The organism is Shewanella sp. A32 (assembly GCF_029167175.1).
Taxonomy (GTDB): domain Bacteria; phylum Pseudomonadota; class Gammaproteobacteria; order Enterobacterales; family Shewanellaceae; genus Shewanella; species Shewanella yunxiaonensis.
In genome coordinates, this window is record NZ_JARFTS010000006.1 from 17,210 (window position 1) to 35,338 (window position 18,129).

Annotated in this window: 15 protein-coding genes; 9 read left to right on the forward strand and 6 right to left on the reverse strand. The window is 47.7% G+C overall.

The window, feature by feature from the left end; all coding sequences use genetic code 11:
- Window positions 1-64: 64 nt before the first annotated feature.
- Window positions 65-1,471, reverse strand: a complete 1,407-nt coding sequence (locus PY479_RS06540) for a cytochrome C biosynthesis protein (protein ID WP_275483250.1) — start codon at window positions 1,469-1,471, stop codon at window positions 65-67.
- A 386-nt stretch (window positions 1,472-1,857) separates the two neighbouring features.
- Window positions 1,858-2,280 (reverse strand): hypothetical protein, encoded by a 423-nt coding sequence (locus PY479_RS06545; RefSeq protein WP_275483251.1) that lies wholly within the window; start codon window positions 2,278-2,280, stop codon window positions 1,858-1,860.
- A 366-nt stretch (window positions 2,281-2,646) separates the two neighbouring features.
- Between PY479_RS06545 and PY479_RS06550 the strand changes: the two genes are divergently transcribed.
- The 6 genes from PY479_RS06550 to lysS all read left to right on the forward strand — a co-directional run bounded on the left by PY479_RS06550 (window position 2,647) and on the right by lysS (window position 10,267).
- Complete coding sequence (locus PY479_RS06550) at window positions 2,647-3,090, forward strand: MarR family transcriptional regulator (protein ID WP_275483252.1); 444 nt, start codon at window positions 2,647-2,649, stop codon at window positions 3,088-3,090.
- A 5-nt stretch (window positions 3,091-3,095) separates the two neighbouring features.
- Window positions 3,096-4,265, forward strand: a complete 1,170-nt coding sequence (locus PY479_RS06555) for an FAD-dependent oxidoreductase (protein ID WP_275483253.1) — start codon at window positions 3,096-3,098, stop codon at window positions 4,263-4,265.
- Window positions 4,266-4,346: 81 nt separating this feature from the next.
- Window positions 4,347-5,483, forward strand: coding sequence for a 23S rRNA (uracil(747)-C(5))-methyltransferase RlmC (gene rlmC, locus PY479_RS06560; protein ID WP_275483254.1), 1,137 nt, complete (start codon window positions 4,347-4,349; stop codon window positions 5,481-5,483).
- Window positions 5,484-5,804: 321 nt separating this feature from the next.
- Window positions 5,805-7,463: a methyl-accepting chemotaxis protein gene (locus PY479_RS06565; RefSeq protein ID WP_275483255.1), complete on the forward strand. Its 1,659-nt coding sequence runs from the start codon at window positions 5,805-5,807 to the stop codon at window positions 7,461-7,463.
- 188 nt (window positions 7,464-7,651) lie between these two features.
- Window positions 7,652-8,750, forward strand: a protein-coding gene (prfB, locus tag PY479_RS06570) for a peptide chain release factor 2 (protein WP_275483256.1) whose coding sequence is annotated in 2 segments (ribosomal slippage) — window positions 7,652-7,726 and window positions 7,728-8,750 — 1,098 coding nt in all. Because the reading frame shifts where the segments join, the coding sequence is not laid out codon by codon here.
- Window positions 8,751-8,767: 17 nt separating this feature from the next.
- Window positions 8,768-10,267 (forward strand): lysine--tRNA ligase, encoded by a 1,500-nt coding sequence (gene lysS / locus PY479_RS06575; protein WP_275483257.1) that lies wholly within the window; start codon window positions 8,768-8,770, stop codon window positions 10,265-10,267.
- A gap of 54 nt (window positions 10,268-10,321) precedes the next feature.
- Here lysS and PY479_RS06580 read toward each other — a convergent pair whose 3' ends face one another.
- On the reverse strand, window positions 10,322-11,230 hold the full coding sequence (locus PY479_RS06580; RefSeq protein WP_275483351.1) for a GGDEF domain-containing protein: 909 nt from the start codon (window positions 11,228-11,230) through the stop codon (window positions 10,322-10,324).
- A gap of 303 nt (window positions 11,231-11,533) precedes the next feature.
- Here PY479_RS06580 and PY479_RS06585 point away from each other — a divergent pair, with 303 nt between their 5' ends.
- Window positions 11,534-11,911 carry a hypothetical protein gene (locus tag PY479_RS06585; protein WP_275483258.1) on the forward strand — a complete coding sequence of 126 codons (378 nt, stop codon included), beginning with the start codon at window positions 11,534-11,536 and terminating at the stop codon, window positions 11,909-11,911.
- A gap of 63 nt (window positions 11,912-11,974) precedes the next feature.
- Here PY479_RS06585 and PY479_RS06590 read toward each other — a convergent pair whose 3' ends face one another.
- Window positions 11,975-12,823 carry a DUF72 domain-containing protein gene (locus tag PY479_RS06590; protein WP_275483352.1) on the reverse strand — a complete coding sequence of 283 codons (849 nt, stop codon included), beginning with the start codon at window positions 12,821-12,823 and terminating at the stop codon, window positions 11,975-11,977.
- A gap of 32 nt (window positions 12,824-12,855) precedes the next feature.
- A complete protein-coding gene (locus PY479_RS06595) occupies window positions 12,856-13,752 on the reverse strand; it encodes a LysR substrate-binding domain-containing protein (RefSeq protein ID WP_275483259.1) in 897 nt (298 codons plus the stop codon).
- A 100-nt stretch (window positions 13,753-13,852) separates the two neighbouring features.
- On the opposite strand from PY479_RS06595, the gene PY479_RS06600 reads away from it, so the two are divergent.
- The gene (locus PY479_RS06600; RefSeq protein WP_228730346.1) at window positions 13,853-14,326 is read left to right on the forward strand and encodes a CidA/LrgA family protein; all 474 of its coding nucleotides are present in this window, start codon (window positions 13,853-13,855) and stop codon (window positions 14,324-14,326) included.
- Window positions 14,323-15,015 carry an LrgB family protein gene (locus PY479_RS06605; protein ID WP_275483260.1) on the forward strand — a complete coding sequence of 231 codons (693 nt, stop codon included), beginning with the start codon at window positions 14,323-14,325 and terminating at the stop codon, window positions 15,013-15,015. The genes PY479_RS06600 and PY479_RS06605 overlap by 4 nt, the downstream gene beginning before the upstream one ends.
- Window positions 15,016-16,135: 1,120 nt before the next feature.
- On the opposite strand, the gene PY479_RS06610 is transcribed toward PY479_RS06605, so the two are convergent.
- Entirely contained in the window at window positions 16,136-17,866 is a 1,731-nt protein-coding gene (locus tag PY479_RS06610; protein ID WP_275483261.1) for a DUF262 domain-containing HNH endonuclease family protein, read from the reverse strand.
- Between the last annotated feature and the right edge of the window lie 263 nt (window positions 17,867-18,129).

Below are 18,129 nucleotides of genomic sequence, written 5' to 3' on the forward strand. Positions count from 1 at the left end.
CTCTAATGCAATTATCCCAATAAACAAACCCGACAATGGCGCCGGGTTTGTTTATTTACGCAAATCAGGCCATTTTGGTTTTATGGCGTCGCTCGCGCAGTTTGCGTGCTGTGACAATAATCGCGGTGACGACAATTGCACCGAGGATTAAGCTAATCGCTACTGTGACACTCTGCAGTGCTGTGGGGTCAACTGCCAGCGTACCGCCCAATCCCAGCATCATAATGCCTGACATCAGTTTCAGTGTCTGACCTTCTTTCTCGGTCAACTTGCGTTTGCCCAGCGTCATACTGAAGGCAACCACAATGGCAATCAGCGGGATGACATACACCACGTTGTAGAATACCAGATACATGTAGCGTTCCATGGTCGGGAACTTATGCATCGACAGCACACTGGTATAAATCATTGGAAATCCAGCCGTGCACAAGAGTTCATAGGCATTGGCCAGAATTGCCAGGATTGTGGTGCCGATAATCATGGTCGTCAGACTGGAGGCACTGGAGAGTTTGCCCATGCGTTTGATCAGACTGGTGCGGTTTTCGGCCGTCATTGACAGACTCACTTCGCCCTTAGTGAAGAAATATTCCTTCACGTTGATCGAGCCCGCCACCAGTGCCAGCAAACCGGCTACCAGAATAATCATGCTGCCATCGCTGGCTCCTAACAATTCAAAGACATTAAGCCAGGCGCTCATGAACAGCAGATAGATAAAACCGGAGAAAAATACAAAGATGCCGCCGACCAGTAACATCCGACCGCGGCTCTTGGCGTTGACCATGATGGACAGTAAAAACAGCAGCACGAAGAAAGCACATGGGTTAAACGCGTCCACCCCGGCCAGCACCAGTGTCAGAATGGGCATAGACATGGTATCGGTCGTCACAACTCCTAACAGCGGTAATTCCACCGGCTGAATATCTGAGGTCGCGACAGGGGTAGCAGTATCACATGCGCCATTACCAGCATCACTGCCACATGTTGCAAACGGCGAGTCGCTATCAGCAGTTACTGCTGGTGCGGTTGCCGCATTTTCATCCGGCATTTCATCGGCAGCTAAGGTGCCGCCCTGTTCCAGGTAGCAGGTTTTAAGACGATTCAGTAAAAATTCACCGGTGACTTCGCGACTGGAATAACCGATAACGGTTTTGCCACAGACGGCCATAAATGGCACGGAGCGGGCCTGTGTCTTGGTGGCGTCAGCTAATTGCTGCCAAATCTCCTGCGTGCCACTGTCACCTACCATGTAGGTATGTAGTTCAATCCAGGGATATTTTTTAGGCAGAGAATCGATAAAGGGATGAGCCTCTTTACAATGAGGACAGGTTTTCGACCAAACAAAATACAGCGGAATTTTAAGCTGTCCCTGCGCATCAACTTTGTGCCATTCAATAGTATTTTCCGTGGCGGCTGCGTTATTTAGTACCAGACCAAAACTCAGCAACAGGCAAACCAGCAGTGTTCTGAACATAAAATACCTGCTCATATGATAAAGATATTGAAGGATCTGCTTCACCCATCCAGGGTAAAACTTGTCAATATTCAATGTACAACAGCTGCGCTGCAGACTTAACGACGGTGCGGTAAATCTGTTATCCGCATCCAAAAAGTCGTCAAAGTGAGATACTTGAGAAGTCGTTAATTTTTAGGGTGTTGATATTTAGTCTGCTACATAGCTCTCATTCGGCTAACTCGCATTGCACAACGATATCCGCTGAAATGAACCGCAATACCAAAGCGCTCAGGTATAGTTCAGAAATCTTTCGACGGATATATTAACGGCGGCAGATAAGGCGCAGATGCTGACGGCACTGGCGCAGTCATGACAGCAAGCAGCAGAAAACTTGAGGCCGTGACTTATTGTTTCTTTGCGTTGCTATTGTCTGCCATGGTGGATGTCGGACACCACAGAATGTCTACATTCCGCTGTTCTTCCGGTGCAGCAGTACGGATTCGAGTAATGATGGGTAACGGCAGATTGGCGACCGACAGGTAACTTTTGACCCGATCGATACGACGATTGGCCAACCATAAATTATATTGTTGCTGCTTTTTATCACCGGGAGACGGGAATAGATTAAATTCCAACAATAGGTAGCCGTCCTGCTTATTGCTGACAATTTTTTTAATATGATCCAGTCCTTTGGAGTCTTTGGCTGAAAAAAAAGAACTGTTGTTGGCATAGGTTACCTGACCAAGTTTTTGTTCATCGTTGCAGCTAGCCATCACTGAGCCAGACACAAAACAGCAGATAACAGTACTTAGAACCCAACTACGCATTATCCCCTCCCTGTGGATGGCCGGAACTATTTACGGTGTTTTACATTATCGCATCTGACTACCAAAGACAATTGTTTAACAGCGATAAATGTGAATATTTATAATAAAAAACAGTATGTTAGACAATATTTTGGCACTTTATTGAGGTTGTCGGCTTCCCGGCGACAGCGACAGATAGGTCAAAATTTTGACCGTTAGCTGCCGCTACAATTCCATTTTATCGCAAACAAAAATTGGCAACGCAGATAAGGTATTGTCAGTAAAGCATTAGACCGATTTGGCGAGGCTTTTGTGGCGGGATCGATATTTGCGGCGGATACAAGTATATTGTGTACAATTCGATGTCAATTCGGGAGCGCTTGGATTGTGAGTGACAAATTGCCGGAAAATCCACTCTGTCTGGAGAACCAAATCTGTTTCTCTTTGTACCGAGCCGCCAACGCTATGGTGCGGGCTTATCGTCCTTACCTGGAGCAACTGCAACTGACATACCCGCAATATCTGGTAATGATGGTGCTGTGGGAAAATAATGGGATCAGTGTAAAACTGCTGGGGGAGCAGCTCCATCTGGATTCTGGCACGTTGACGCCATTGCTTAAACGCCTGGAAGCTAAAGGGTTGGTTTGCCGAGGCCGCAGCCAACAGGATGAGCGGATGCGCGTGTTGGCGTTGACTGAGGCTGGCCGGGCATTGCGAGAATCGGCGATGAATATCCCGTTACAGATGTTTTGCCGCACGAGACTAGCGCCGGAACAGTTCACTGATCTCAAACAGTTATGCGATCGCCTCTGGTCGCAACTGTCGGAATAACTGCGATGAAAGCCGTCGATCTTGTGATCATTGGTGCCGGTATCAATGGCGCTGGCATTGCGCAGCGTGCCGCAGCGGCCGGATATTCGGTTGTCCTGCTGGAAAAATCTGCGATTGCCAGTGGTACCTCCTCACAGTCCAGCAAGCTTATCCATGGGGGCCTGCGTTATCTGGAAACCGGACAGATCCACCTCGTTTATGAAGCACTTAAAGCTCGTCGAGAGTTGTTGCAGTTAGCGCCATCATTAGTCCATCCAGTTAAATTCTACATCCCGGTGTATCGGGACAGCCGTCGTGGGGCACTGACGATTCGTGCGGGATTAAGCCTTTACGGGTTGTTGAGCCAGCCCGATCCGCTGGGGCGTTTTCAGTCAATAACCGCATCAGAATGGGCACAATTCCCGGGCCTAAAATTGGCAGGCATGACGCACTTGTTCCAATATTGGGACGCGCAAACTGACGACAAAAAACTCACTGAAGCCGTTGTGAATAGTGCGATAGCGCTCGGTGCTGAGGTGTTGCAAAAGGCCGAATGTATCGGCATTCAGCATGACGCCAAAGGATGTACCGTGCATTACCATCAGCAAGGACAGCAACATCAGCTTTACTGTCATATGTTGATTAACACTGCCGGTGCCTGGGTGAATGAGATCCTCTCAAACGTTCACCCCCCCCTGGCATTTCAGGCGATCGAATGGGTGCAGGGCAGTCATCTGCTGTTAGATATTCCGGCACCGCCAGGAATATTGTATCTGGAGTCCTGTTTTGACGAGCGGGTGGTGTTTGTCATGCCTTGGAACGGCCAGACGCTGTTAGGTACCACAGAAACCCACTGCGATTCACCTCAGCCGCAGTTAACCCAAGAAGAAACCTATTATCTGTTGGGGATCTACCAACACTACTTTCCGTTGGCGGGAACGGTAGCGTCGTTGGAACAAAAGATCGTGGGCAGCTACAGCGGTATGCGCGTATTACCGGCGGGAAGTAGCAGTGCTTTTTCCCGTACGCGTGAAGTGCAGTTACTGTCTCAGCCATCACATCCGCATATTTTGTCACTCTATGGCGGCAAGCTCACGACTTTCCGTAGCACTGCCGCGCAGGTGCTGATACATATCGCGGAGCACTTGGGCGAACGGACCGCTATTGCGGATGTTGACTCCCTTATCCTGAGGTGATTTTTCACGTCAAAACCGCTAAAGTGTGCCAGCCCGGAGAGCCCTCAAGCTCACTCTTAATTTTCAGTCTCGGAATGTGTCGTGATTTGTCATCATTTTGCTGCCGGCAGTTGTCAATCTTGCCGTCATATTCAACAACCGCTAACGGAACAATTAGCTGCCAAACAGTCGTTGTTACAACAGCTGTTGGCACCGTTTGCCGCTCAGGAGTGGCTACCTCCCGTCAGCGGGCCGCAAACCGGTTTCCGTAACAAGGCTAAAATGGTGGTGCTTGGGGCTGCCCATCAACCGATATTGGGCATCCCTGGACCCGATGGTGAACCGGTCAGTTTGTGTGATTGCCCGCTATATCCTGCCGATATGCAGCAGTTGCTTCAGCAGTTGCAGCAGTTTGTCCAGCAAGCAGGCATTCCGCCTTATCGAATCGATAAAGCTCGCGGAGAATTGAAGTTTATCTTGCTGACCCGGGCGCAGGTGAGCGGTGAATTCATGTTACGTTTTGTCTTGCGCTCATCTGAGGCTATCCCGCGGATTGAACGACAGTTGCCGGGATTATTACAGGCATTTCCCTCAATAAAAGTGGTGACGGTTAACCTGCAGCCGGTGCACATGGCGCGTCTGGAAGGGGAAGAAGAAATCTGGCTTGCCGGGGAACCGCGTCTGCGTGAGGTGTTTAATGAGGTGCCACTGTATATTCGCCCTAAAAGCTTCTTTCAGACCAATCCCGTTGTTGCGGCACAGCTTTATCAATCGGCGAGAGAATGGTTGCGGCCGATAGCACCATCGTCGGTGTGGGATCTGTTTTGTGGCGTGGGTGGTTTTGGCTTGCATTGTGCCAATGGTGACACCCAACTAACCGGTATCGAAATTGAGGCTGAAGCAATCGCCTGTGCCCGTTTGTCAGCTCAGCAACTGGGGCTGGAAAATGTGAACTTTCAGGCTCTGGACTCCACCGATTTTGCGGCGGGAAAAAATGCCACTGAGGTTCCAGATGTCATTATTGTTAATCCGCCACGGCGGGGGATTGGCAACGCCTTATGTCAGCAACTTAGTGACTTTGCACCCGCTTATATTCTGTATTCTAGTTGTAACCCGCAATCACTTGCACAGGATTTGGCCGCGATCGACGGGTATTGTCTGCAACGGGTGCAGCTGTTTGATATGTTTCCCCATACCGACCATTTTGAAGTGTTAGCTTTATTGCGTCGTAATGCCTGATGTAAAGGGGCTTGGCAATATATCAACCGCAGCTCAAGGTATTTGGTTATTAATGTTTAAGTGGATGTGACGAGGAGCAGCAGATATCCAGTAAAGCTGCCATTGTGCATTTTTGATGATCATACCAATGAAAAATGTCTTTATTTAAATTGCCAGAAATAGAATATTTACTCGAAAATTATCTGCGTTAATCACCTGTAAATTTGGTAAACCTCGTCACATTAATTAAGTAAAATCAGCATCTTTTTATCAAAGTCTTAACAACATATTTTTCTAATACGTTATACTTCAACCACTCCATCCGGGACCGGGAATTTCGCAGTGATGAATCTAGGTGTACGCAATAAGGTGTTGTTGTTGGCTCTGTTACCGATGCTGATCGGTGGAACTGCTGTTGCCATATTTTCTTATATAATGGAATCTGCTTCGTTGGACGAAAATGTGCAGGAATTTCGCGGCAAGCTTATCCATGAGCGACGTCAGGAATTGATACATGTAACGGAAGTTGCAAAGGAGATCGTGGCCTACCAGCGTGAACATAATGGTGATGTGAATGCTGCTTTACGTAACGTGAGTTTTGGCAGTGCCGGTTATTTCTATATCTACGATGGTCAAGGGAAGAACCTGTTCCACGCACGGTTACCGAAACTGGAAGGCACGGAGCAGATCAATATGACCGATCCCAAAGGGATCAAAATTGTACAGGGTTTGCTTAAAGCCGCGCGCAGCGGTGATGGCTTTTTAACCTTTTATTTCCAGAAACCGGGGACTACCAGTTTAGTCGATAAGATCGGTTATGCGGCTACGGTTCCGGGAACTGACTGGATAATTGGCACTGGGGCTTACATCGATGATATTGATGCCACGGTGGCGAGTTATCACGACGATGCTCAGGCGATGATCCTCAACAAAATCTGGGTGATCATCTCAGCGATTGTGCTGATTGTCGTTGTCAGTGCTTTTCTCATCTTCTGGATGTCCGGCAAGATGGTCGATCCGATTCTCAACATGCTGCGCAATCTCGATGATATTGCTAAAGGCGAAGGGGATCTCACCAAACGTCTGCACGTTACCGGTAACGATGAAATTGCTCAACTGGGTAAGGCCTTCAACCAATTCATGGTTAAGCTGCAAGGCATTATGCAGGATGTGGCCAGTACCACGCGCGAATTGAATGATGCGGCGCATCATATTCACGAGCAAAGCAAGTCCATCGCCTCACAGCTGTTTAACCACAATCAGGAAACCGATCAGGTCGTGACCGCTATCACTGAGATGTCTTCCACTGCGCAGGAAGTCGCCGGCAATACTAATCAGGTAGCAGAGGCAACGCATGATGCTACTGAGGAAGTTGCCAAGGCACAGCAGTGCGTCGATACCTCGCTGACTGAAGTGTCATCGCTGATGCACGAAATCAACAATGCGGCGGCCCACATTAAGTCGCTCAATGATCAGTCGCAAAAGATCAACAGTGTGTTATCTGTGATCGGCGGTATCGCGGAACAGACTAACCTGCTGGCATTGAATGCGGCAATTGAAGCTGCTCGCGCTGGTGAACAGGGTCGAGGCTTTGCGGTCGTCGCGGATGAAGTACGTAACCTTGCCAGCCGCACTCAGGCGAGCACGTTGGAAATCAATGAAATGCTGAGCGAACTGCATACATTGGTCGGACAGGCGGTTGCTGCCATGGAGCAAAGTCAGCAGAACTGTAAGCGCAGTGTGGAATCCTCGCAGTTTATCTCTGAAAGTCTGGGGGCGGTGACCTCTTCGGTTACTGCCATTAATGACATGAGTACCCAGATTGCTACTGCGGCGACTGAGCAGAGTTCTGTCACCGAAGAGATCAACCACAATATCTATAAGATCCAAGAGATTGTGTCTGAGTTGATGCAGTCGAGTGAAGAGGCGGCACAGATGAGTGAGAAGGTGTCTGGCAGCGGCGAGCGCTTAGACAAACTGGTTGGTCAATTCCGCGTGTGACCTTGCTTTAACGATAAGAAACGGCGCTGCGGGCGCCGTTTTTTGATCGGTGGTGTTCTTGCCCGAGTGAGACAGTGGGATTTTTTTCAGCAATATTGGCTGTCACCATAGGTTTCAGCCGTGGCTTAGGTTAAAATGCGCGGCTTGCATACAGTGTTATCGATCAAATTACGCAAAGTAGAGTCTACATGTTTGAAGTAAATCCGGTAAAAAATAAAATCAAGGAGCTGGCGGAACGTACCGATCTCCTTAGGGGGTATCTTTGACTATGACGCCAAGAAAGAGCGTCTAGAAGAAGTCGTCCGCGAGCTGGAAAGCTCCGAAGTCTGGAATGACCCTGAACGGGCACAGGCATTAGGTAAAGAGCGCGTGTCTTTGGAAAAGGTGGTTGAAACCATCGATGACATGGACCAAGGGCTCGAAGATGTCGAAGAGCTGTTGGCGCTGGCTGTTGAAGAGGATGATGAAGACACCTTCAACGAGACTGGTCACGAGCTGGGAAAACTGGAAAAGGAACTGGAAGAATTGGAGTTCCGCCGTATGTTTTCTGGCGACAGCGATGCTTCCGATTGTTACCTGGATATTCAGTCCGGCTCCGGTGGTACCGAAGCTCAGGATTGGGCCAACATGGTATTGCGTATGTACCTGCGTTGGGGTGAAGAACATCAATTTAACCCTGAGTTGATTGAAGTCTCTGATGGTGAAGTCGCGGGTATCAAGAGCGCCACCATCAAGTTCAGTGGTGAATATGCCTATGGTTGGCTGCGTACTGAAACCGGGGTGCATCGTCTGGTACGTAAGTCACCGTTCGACTCTGGTGGCCGCCGTCATACCTCCTTCTGTTCGGTGTTTGTCTATCCGGAAATCGACGACTCGATTGATATTGAGATTAATCCGGCAGACCTGCGTATCGACGTATATCGCGCCTCTGGTGCTGGTGGTCAGCACGTAAACCGGACTGAATCCGCCGTGCGTATTACTCACGTGCCAACCAACACAGTAACTCAGTGTCAGAATGACCGTTCCCAGCATAAGAACAAAGAAACGGCCATGAAACAGCTGAAAGCGAAATTGTATGAACTTGAGCTAAAAAAGCAGAATGCTGAAAAGCAGGCTGCCGAAGAGCTGAAGTCAGATATCGGCTGGGGCAGTCAGATCCGTTCCTATGTGCTGGATGATTCCCGCATCAAGGATCTGCGTACCGGCGTGGAAACCCGTAACACCCAAGCGGTGCTGGACGGTGATTTAGATAGATTTATTGAAGCCAGCCTTAAATCCGGGCTGTAAGTAGAGAAGAAACTGAAATGACTGAACAACTGGATGAAAACAAGCTGATTGCAGAGCGCCGTGCGAAACTGGAACACTATCGCGAAACCGGCCCGGCCAATGGTCACCCTAATACTTTCCGTCGCAGCCACAAGTCTGGTGAATTGGAACAGCAGTTTGGTGATAAGAGCAAGGAAGAGCTGGAAGCCCTCGGTTTTCACACTGCCATTGCCGGTCGTGTTATGGCTAAGCGTGGCCCATTTATGGTGTTGCAGGACGTTTCCGGTCGCATCCAGGTTTACGCTGATAAAGCAGTTCAGGCTGATCTGAAAGAGAAATATCAGGGGCTGGACATCGGTGACATCATCGGTGTGAAAGGGGAACTGCATCGCTCTAACAAAGGCGATCTGTTCGTCAATATGGAAGAGTATCAGTTGCTGACCAAGGCGCTGCGCCCATTACCGGAGAAATTCCATGGTCTGACCGATCAGGAAACCCGTTATCGCCAGCGTTATGTTGATCTTATCGTTAACGAAGAGTCCCGTAACACTTTCAAAATGCGCTCTAAAGTAGTCGGTGCAATCCGCAGCTTTATGGAAAGCAAGCAGTTTATGGAAGTGGAAACTCCGATGATGCATGTGATCCCAGGTGGTGCTTCTGCACGCCCATTCATCACCCATCACAATGCGCTGGATATCGATATGTATCTGCGTATCGCACCGGAATTATACCTGAAGCGTCTGGTGGTCGGAGGTTTTGAGCGAGTGTTCGAAATCAACCGTAACTTCCGTAACGAAGGTTTGTCACCACGTCATAATCCAGAATTCACCATGATGGAATTCTATATGGCGTACGCTGATTACCGTGATCTGATGGATTTCACCGAAGAGATGCTGTCATCCATTGCCAGCAAACTGCTGGGTGATACCAAAGTGGCTTACGGTGAACACACCATCGATTTCGGTGGCCCCTACGCACGCATGAGCATGCTTGAAGCCATTCAGCACTATAACCCAGATAACGCTACCATTCAGGCAATGACTTATGAAAACGTCAAAGACCTGGCCTTTATGCGACAGCTGGCGAAAGATGTAGGCGTGGAACTGGAATCTTTCTGGACCTGTGGTCAATTGCTGGAAGAGATCTTTGGAGAAACGGCCGAACCTAAGCTGATGCAACCAACCTTCATCACTGGTTACCCAGCAGATATTTCACCGCTGGCGCGCCGCAGCGATGACAACGATTTCATCACTGACCGTTTTGAATTTTTCATCGGTGGTCGCGAAGTGGCTAACGGCTTTAGCGAGCTGAACGATGCAGAAGATCAGGACAGACGTTTTAAAGCGCAGGTAGAAGCCAAAGATGCCGGTGACGATGAAGCGATGTTCTATGACGGTGATTATATCCGCGCACTGGAACACGGTTTGCCACCAACAGCAGGTCAGGGCATTGGTATTGACCGTCTGGTGATGTTGTTCACCAACAGCCACACCATTCGCGATGTGATCTTGTTCCCGGCAATGCGCCCTGAAGTGTAAGCTTACGGAACTGCAAGAAAAAACCGGCGGAAGCCGGTTTTTTTATCGATGCGGCTATTCTTCATGTTCATTACAAATCCGATTGCGGCCTAAATTCTTGGCCATATATAAACCTTTATCTGCGCGCTGAATAATAATGTCAGCTCTGTCATCCATCGGCAGAAATTCACTGATCCCGCCACTGATGCTGGTACATATTTGCGGTAAGTCCATTTCCAGCAGGGCATGTTGAATTTTCCGGCGTAGACGATCAGCTAAACACCAGGCTTGGTGTAAGGTGGTTTGCGGCATTAATACGGCAAATTCATCACCGCCATAACGCGCGGCTAAATCGTCTTCGCGTATCGTCTGTATACAAACCCGGCCAACTATTTCTATCACTGCATCTCCGATAGGATGACCACAGGCATCATTAAGCTGCTTAAAAAAATCCAGGTCGAAGACTAACAGACTGCAAGGTGTATGGTGACGGTGAAACAGACTAAATTGGCGTTGCAGATGACTGCGCAGTTTACGGCGATTGTATAGGTGAGACAGTTCATCTGTTTCACTGAGATATTTCAGTCGCTGTTGCAACTGGTGTCGGGCAGTAATGTTACTGGCTACCCACAATACGGCATCTTCACCTTCAAACTGAAAATTTAAGGGTTGGATTCGACCTTCGAACCAGATCGGGTCTTTCGGGCCTTCTTCCAGACCTAACACATCAGCGCCTGCCAGCGGATACTCCACAATCAGCATGTTACCTGACGTTAGCACCGTCGCTATCTGCTGCATAAACCAATTGGCTTTCTCAGGGATCAGCACCTCCGCAATAAAGCTACCGACCAAACTGCTACCGTCATGGTAGTAACGATTATCGGTGCCGCCGAAGATTTGCGCGTATTTACCGCTACGGGTGAGAATAAAAGCCGGATCAGGTAAGGCCGCCAGAATCGCTTGTGTTTGCTCCAACGAAAACATCACGTCTCCCACCTGAAGATTATCAATATCAGTCTACTCTACTCACACCCTTTTTGTGTACGAAATGTTAAATAGTGGAGGGTGACTATACTTTAGATCTCGGTGAGGTAAGTGACCGAGGATTTAATTGGAGGCTGGTTTATGAAAACTTCAGCTGTAATGATAAGTTCTCTGCTGCTAATGGCACCGTATGTGGCGGTCGCTGAGATGAATGAACAGCAGCATAAATTACTCGAGGATGCTTAAAGCGCGGCTCCCCCCACTATTAGAGATAAAGTCACCGTGGTCGATTGGGATAACAACATGTTGCAACGCGGTACCAATGAGTACACTTGTTTCCCAACGCCTCCGCAACTGCAAGGAACTGCTCCTATGTGTATGGATGGCCCGTGGATGGAGTGGGCCAAAGCCTGGATGAATAAGCAGCCATTTCAGGCAAAAAGTGTCGGGATCTCCTACATGTTGGCCGGTGATGGTGGCGCCAGCAATATTGACCCGTATGCAGACAAGCCGACCGCTGAAAATCAATGGATTGTGGAGGGACCTCACCTGATGATTATTGTGCCAGATCCACAAATGCTGGATGCTCTGCCAACGGATCCTGCGGTGGGCGGGCCTTATGTGATGTGGAAAGGAACCCCTTATGCACATATCATGGTGCCGGTAGGCCAACGCAAGTAGTGTGGATATTCTCTTAGTCAAAGCCCGGCACTGTTCGGGTTTTTTTATGGCAATGCATGCACGTTAGCTGAACAGATTGAGCTGTGGTTTGTGGCTGTCAGCCAAGCGGAATGGCGTGAGTGCCGTTGCCCCTTGCGCCTGACGATAATCGGATAAACGTTGCCACAATCTGGCCGCAAGTTGTGGCGCCGCAATGTTATCCGGGGTATGCACGAACAGATACGGCTGATAACCGCCATTTAGCCAGTCAGCAAGTTTGGCTAACCAGGGGGTAAACATCTGTTCACTGGTATCCAGATCTAACTGACCGATAAAACGAATGACTGGTTGGGCTGCTGTAGCAATGGCGTGTACCGGCACTCTGGGCTTTTTACGTTGTGCATCGCGAATGACTTCATTATCTGCTGTGACAGCAAATACCGGGCGGCTGTCCATGATAATCCGGTTAATCTGCTGTTGATGCAACAGGCGGTTAAGTTGACGCTCTGCATCTCCCTTGGCGAAAAATGCCGGATGACGTACTTCAACCCCCAAGGTCAGTCCGCTGGGTAATAAGGGCAAAAATGCTTGCAGTTGTGGCAATGCTTCCGGTCCGAAGGTTGCAGGTAACTGTATTTGCCACATGCCGGTGGTTGCCATCAGCGGAGTCATCGCATCAAAAAAGGTGGTTACCTCATCGCGACAATCGCGCAACTGCCTTTGATGGGTGATCAACTGTGGCAGTTTAAAGGTAAAACGAAAGGATTCGGGGACCGCTGCCGCCCATTGTGCTGCCACGGCTTTCAGCGGTGTGGCATAAAAACTGGTATTGCCTTCAACACTGCTGAACACCTGCGCATAACGCGCCAGCCGTTCGGGGCTAGGACAACTGCTACCATAAACCGAGGATTGCCAGTGGGGATGTGACCACATTGCCATCCCCAAGCGCAGTGGCATTGCTGCTGTCACAGCGGATCAGTAGCTAATTGTTCATGGATCAGCTCAACCATCGCTTGTGCGGCAAAGGACAGTGGATGCCCTTTACGCCAGAATAACGACAACTCCCAGATCAGATCGTCCGTAGATAATGGTACTCGCATCACCCCCGCAACCGCATGCCGTTCGGCAATAAACTGCGGCATAATCATCACCCCGGTACCGGCGGCAACTAGCGTGATGCCAAAATCTGGATGGCTGACCTTAGTGGCTATTTTGGGAATGAAGCCGGCTTTGATACAGCCGCTATACACTAAATCATGTAACGCATATTCCTCATCAAACAGGATCTGCGGCGTATCATTCAGTTGCTTCAAGGTTAACTTGGATAGGTTGGCCAGAGAATGCTGTTTGGGAACCACCACTACCATCGGATTTCGACGAATACAGAAGCCTTCAAACTCCTCGCCAACAGGGATAATCCCGGTCGCCAGCTCTACTTCGCGTTTTTTCAGGGCAATCGTCTGTTCAATACCACCGCGTACAAATAGCTGCATCCCAATTTTCGGGTACAGGCTGCGGTAGCGGGCGATTACTGGCGAAAAAATTTCGGCACTGCCCAATGGCGCCAGTCCCAGATGCAGTTCTCCGGCAGAGAGACTACGTTGGGCTTCCAGCTCGCGGTGCATCTCCTGCCTCACTTTCAACAGCTCCATGCCATAGCGATAGACCGTTTCGCCAGACGCGGTGGGTTTCAACTGGCTCCCCCGCTTGCCGCGTTCCAGCAGCACTAAATCCAGCTCTTCTTCCAGCTGGTTAATCGCCTTGGAAAGGGCGGGCTGCGTGATATGAATAGCTTCCGCCGCTTTGGCAAAGCCGCAGTGATCGATGATTTCAATGAAATAACGAATAACTTTGAGATCCATGTGATAACCCGGTGGAATGCTATCTATTATTAATATTCATTTTTTTTATCTAAAATACCACCCTAAAATACAACTCAATAAAATATTTTTTGGTGGTGTGATGCAAACTTTTACTCGCCCGTCTCATAGTCACCGCAGTCGTCTAATGCTAGCCCAAAGCAAGCATTATAGCGCGGCGCTATTGCAGATAGGGTTTATCTGCTTGTTGGCTTGGGGGGCGCATGCCGTAGCCGCGGCAATTCACTCGCCTATTCCAGGCAGTGTGATTGGGTTGTTTGTGGTATTGCTGGCCCTAGCATTAAAAATTATTCCGGAAAAAGCGCTGCAACTTGGCGCTGCCTGGTTCATCGGTGATCTGTTGTTGTTTTTTATTCCACCAATGATCTCAGTACTGAAATATGAAAATCTGGTAGAGCACTACGGCTTGAACATTCTGTTCACGCTGGTGGTTGGCACCGCTAGTGTCTTGCTAAGTACCGGTTTTGTTGTAGACAGAGTATTTCGTTTTGAGCGCAAATTAAACCTTAAACGGCAAATGGCGCATCAAAAAGCGCGAGGACATATCAGTTTATGAGCCAGTCGACATTGTTGGCACTGTTAAGTCTGGCTGTGACAGTCGCCAGTTATTATGCAGCCAAGGCTCTGTATCGTCGTCATAAAACCTGGTGGTTGTTGCCGAGTATTATGGCGCCGGTCGTGGTGATAGTGATGGTGATATTGTTATCCATCCCATTGCCAACCTATTTTGAATATACCCACTGGTTGGTGACCTTGTTGGCACCCGCGACTGTGGCGTTTGCATTGCCTATCTATCGTGAGCGGCAATTGATCCGTAAGTACCCCATCACGATCAGTTTTGGGGTGCTGGCGGGCGTGATTTTTGGTCTGACATCAACTTGGTTATTAGTACAGGTGGTGCCATTACCAGCAGAGCTGAGTCACAGCGTGTTGGTACGTTCTGTGTCTACACCATTTGCAATGCAGGCCACCACATCTTTCGGTGGTGTGCCAGAATTAACAGCAATGTTGGTGATGCTGACCGGGATTATCGGCATGGTGATTGGTGAACCTTTGTTCCGTTTGGCCCATATCCATACATCTTTGGGTAAAGGGGTGGCATTAGGCGCATCCGCTCACGGCTCTGGTACTGCTAAGGCCACAGAAATGGGCCAGCAGGAAGGTGTGGTTGCCAGTCTGACCATGATATTTGCCGGGATCACTATGGTGATTGGTGCACCGTTGTTTGCACTGGTCTTTTCGTAAAGTATTTGGTCGCAGTGATGCCGCTGTGACTGCCAGTTTGATTACAGCCTTTCGAGGTTTTGTAATCATCGCCTGAAACCCCATTCAGGCAAAATTTTCCTGAGTCTCTCAGGTCTTCATGTTGCGTTTACGCCGGTGGTTCCCCCCACCGGCTTTTTTTATCTGAAATTTGGTGAATTTCAGTCATTGAGATGGTGTTATCGCTGCGCGATAGCAAGCAGCGGTTGCTGCATAAGGATGATGGCTGGCGCCATTATCAAGCTGCGCTTGGCAAAGTCGTGAGCTGTCGCGCTCACACTGCGACCAAGGGGCGATGCTCGTCCCTCTATAACATCCATGTTAAACGGCCAGCTCGCCATCCGTGGCTCGCGCTCATAAGCACACTCATCGTAGATGAGTATTCGCCCTTATAAACCCCATCCCGCCCTCGGTGCAAAACGCTACGGGCTTATGGTTGGCCATTTTCACAAATCGCCGCCAACTCGGAATCCATTCCTCGGCGCGGCTTCTTCGGCATCCATGCCTCGATTGCTCAATGGCTGCCCAACGCACCTGCGCAGCGCCAAGGGAAATTGGTGTTGCCAGTTCGTTTAGCGTTTGAACGTTGCACTGTTCGAGCTTGATAAGCTTGATGGGCTGGCGCCATTACCAAGCTGCGCTTGGCAAAGTCGTGAGCTTTCGTGCTCACACTGCGAGCAAGATTAGTCTGCGCCTATGTAGCTGGCGCAGTTAGGATTTACCACTGCGTAATTGCAACCTGTGGTTGCGAAAGTCGTGGAACTGCTCGTTCCACACCAGAGGATAAGGGGGCTAGACGGCTTCGCCCCCTTATCAATCCCCCTGCCGCCCCACGGCGCAAAACGCTACGGGCTTATGGTTTGCCATTTTCGCAAATCGCCGCCAACTCGGAATCCATTCCTCGGCGCGGCTTCTTCGGCATCCATGCCTCGATTGCTCAATGGCTGCCCAACGCACCTGCGCTGCGCCGAAGGGGAATTGGTGTTGCCTGTTAAGTCAGAGTGTTAAACGCGGGAAATGGGGAACTTCTCATTCCACTTAACTTTTACTTAAATGGCGGCACAAAGTGCCGTCCAATTTCAAGTTTTTGTTAGGCTATTCATTATCGCCAAATATGGTCATATGCATATTCAGAAAGCGCAGTGGTTCTTGCTTTTATTAATGTTTCATTCCATTCGTCTTGAGGGTTTTTTGCTAAGAAATCTTTCACAACAAAATAATTTGATTTTTGATATATGATTTTTTTAGCGGAAAATGCGATTGTAGATGCATTTCCATTTATAAGTTCACCCATCGGAAGTAAGTTGCCGATAGAGCCGATTACGGTATCTGGGATTCCTTGGTCAGACTGATTGGCAATATGCTCCAGAGACAAGTCACTAGGTTCAAATTCGTTTGTTGCTCGCAATTTTCTTTCTATTTTTGCAAAAATATATTGAATTAGTTTTTTATTGCTTGTGTTCTTATTTAAAAATTGGAGTTCTGAGAATTTATTTATGAAATTATCTCTTGTTGGTCTTTTTTCTTCTAAGGTGTTTATAACATCTGCAATGATTTTATTACATTCTTGCGCATTCTGTGCATAAGTTAGATTTCTAGCATTTTTTGCGTATATGCCTTCAATTCCAGATGGTCGTAAACTGCAGATTGCGTTGAACATAAAATGAAAATTTTCAATTTTATTCAATGTTTGAATTAAACGTCTCTGCTTTATTAGACCTTTTGATCTAGCTTTAAATAAAGAGAGAAGAAAAGAACGCATAATGCTAACATTAAAAATATTTAGAGCATTAAGTGCGTTGTATATGCCACGTTGGTCTGATTGTGGCCAATCAATTAAAAGTGGTGACGAAATTTTGACATATGTTGGGCAGTCCGCATGCAACTCTAATAGATACTCTTCAGATGTGAAGGTATTCGAATCCCATTGTTTTTTAAATGCTTTGTAAAGGTTTCGTTTGCTTGTATATGCAAATTTTGTTGTCCAATGATTAATTGAGTATTCATCTAGACTAATGCGAGATTCTCTAGATGATAAGGTTTTAATTATTTCATTCCATTTTGTTTTCGCAAAATCTATAGGATATGTGCTACTCCATTCTTGTAATACTTTATTTTTGATTAAATCGATCGGGCTAAGGTTGATTCCTCTAGCATTTAGTATTTCGAATATAGTGTATGCATCATCGCTATTTAATACGTTAACTCTAATAACTTTCAGATGATCTAATATCAAATCCAGAAGCACGAATAATAATTCACTATATTTTTCATCATTCACTGGAGTTGAAACATTCAATGATTTTTTCAATGACGCTCTGGAGACAAATTTATTTATCTGTGCAAATGCTGCTTTTACTAGTTCATCTTCCTCTGACTCAGGTTCTGCTTGATGGCGTTGTAAATCTTGGATCGTCATCGTAAAGTAATTTGTTTGTGATTTTTTATCTAATTTAGGAAATTCAGTTCCCCGCCTATCAATAGCTTTAATATATGTGCTAAATGTAGCACTTGCAGCTTGGGCTTTTCCTATTTCATAAAGTGCTCTGCCAATGGCAGAAATAAACATAGTCATAACAGTTAGACGTTGTTGGCCATCAACCACCTCTACTTCAAAATCTTCTTCACGGCCAGCTAGCACTAGTGTACCTAAGAAATATTCTTCACAAGTGAATTTATCATCTACTGTACGAATGTTGCTTATTAGATCTGACCATAATTCATCAATATTTTCTTTAGTCCATGAGAAATCTCTCTGATATCTAGGGATGCAATATTGTTTATTAACAGATAGTAAAGCATTAATTGTCACTGGGTCTGCTTGAAAATGCATAAATTAATAACTCAATAATTAAAAAAGGATTGATTAGGATTAGAGCCTAACAGTATGTCAGACGACATGATGTCGGAATTAATCACGATATCATGTCGCATTTCACGCATGTTTACTGCTCAACTTATGCGCATATCTCACTGAACACAATAGAAAAATGAATAAAATCTGACCTAGATAACTTTGAGAAAGTGACTAGCAGTAAGAGCCATAGCAGAAAATACGACATTGAGCTAAGGCGAAAGTTGTGACGGCAAGCAACA

Coding starts and splice junctions, on each gene's coding strand:
- PY479_RS06580 (WP_275483351.1), bottom strand. CDS start 11,230: ATGTTTTCGTTGGAGCAAACACAAGCGATTCTGGCGGCCTTACCTGAT.
- PY479_RS06595 (WP_275483259.1), bottom strand. CDS start 13,752: ATGGATCTCAAAGTTATTCGTTATTTCATTGAAATCATCGATCACTGC.
- PY479_RS06600 (WP_228730346.1), top strand. CDS start 13,853: ATGCAAACTTTTACTCGCCCGTCTCATAGTCACCGCAGTCGTCTAATG.
- PY479_RS06545 (WP_275483251.1), bottom strand. CDS start 2,280: ATGCGTAGTTGGGTTCTAAGTACTGTTATCTGCTGTTTTGTGTCTGGC.
- PY479_RS06555 (WP_275483253.1), top strand. CDS start 3,096: ATGAAAGCCGTCGATCTTGTGATCATTGGTGCCGGTATCAATGGCGCT.
- PY479_RS06585 (WP_275483258.1), top strand. CDS start 11,534: ATGTTGCAACGCGGTACCAATGAGTACACTTGTTTCCCAACGCCTCCG.
- PY479_RS06610 (WP_275483261.1), bottom strand. CDS start 17,866: ATGCATTTTCAAGCAGACCCAGTGACAATTAATGCTTTACTATCTGTT.
- PY479_RS06590 (WP_275483352.1), bottom strand. CDS start 12,823: ATGTGGTCACATCCCCACTGGCAATCCTCGGTTTATGGTAGCAGTTGT.
- PY479_RS06605 (WP_275483260.1), top strand. CDS start 14,323: ATGAGCCAGTCGACATTGTTGGCACTGTTAAGTCTGGCTGTGACAGTC.
- PY479_RS06540 (WP_275483250.1), bottom strand. CDS start 1,471: ATGTTCAGAACACTGCTGGTTTGCCTGTTGCTGAGTTTTGGTCTGGTA.
- lysS (WP_275483257.1), top strand. CDS start 8,768: ATGACTGAACAACTGGATGAAAACAAGCTGATTGCAGAGCGCCGTGCG.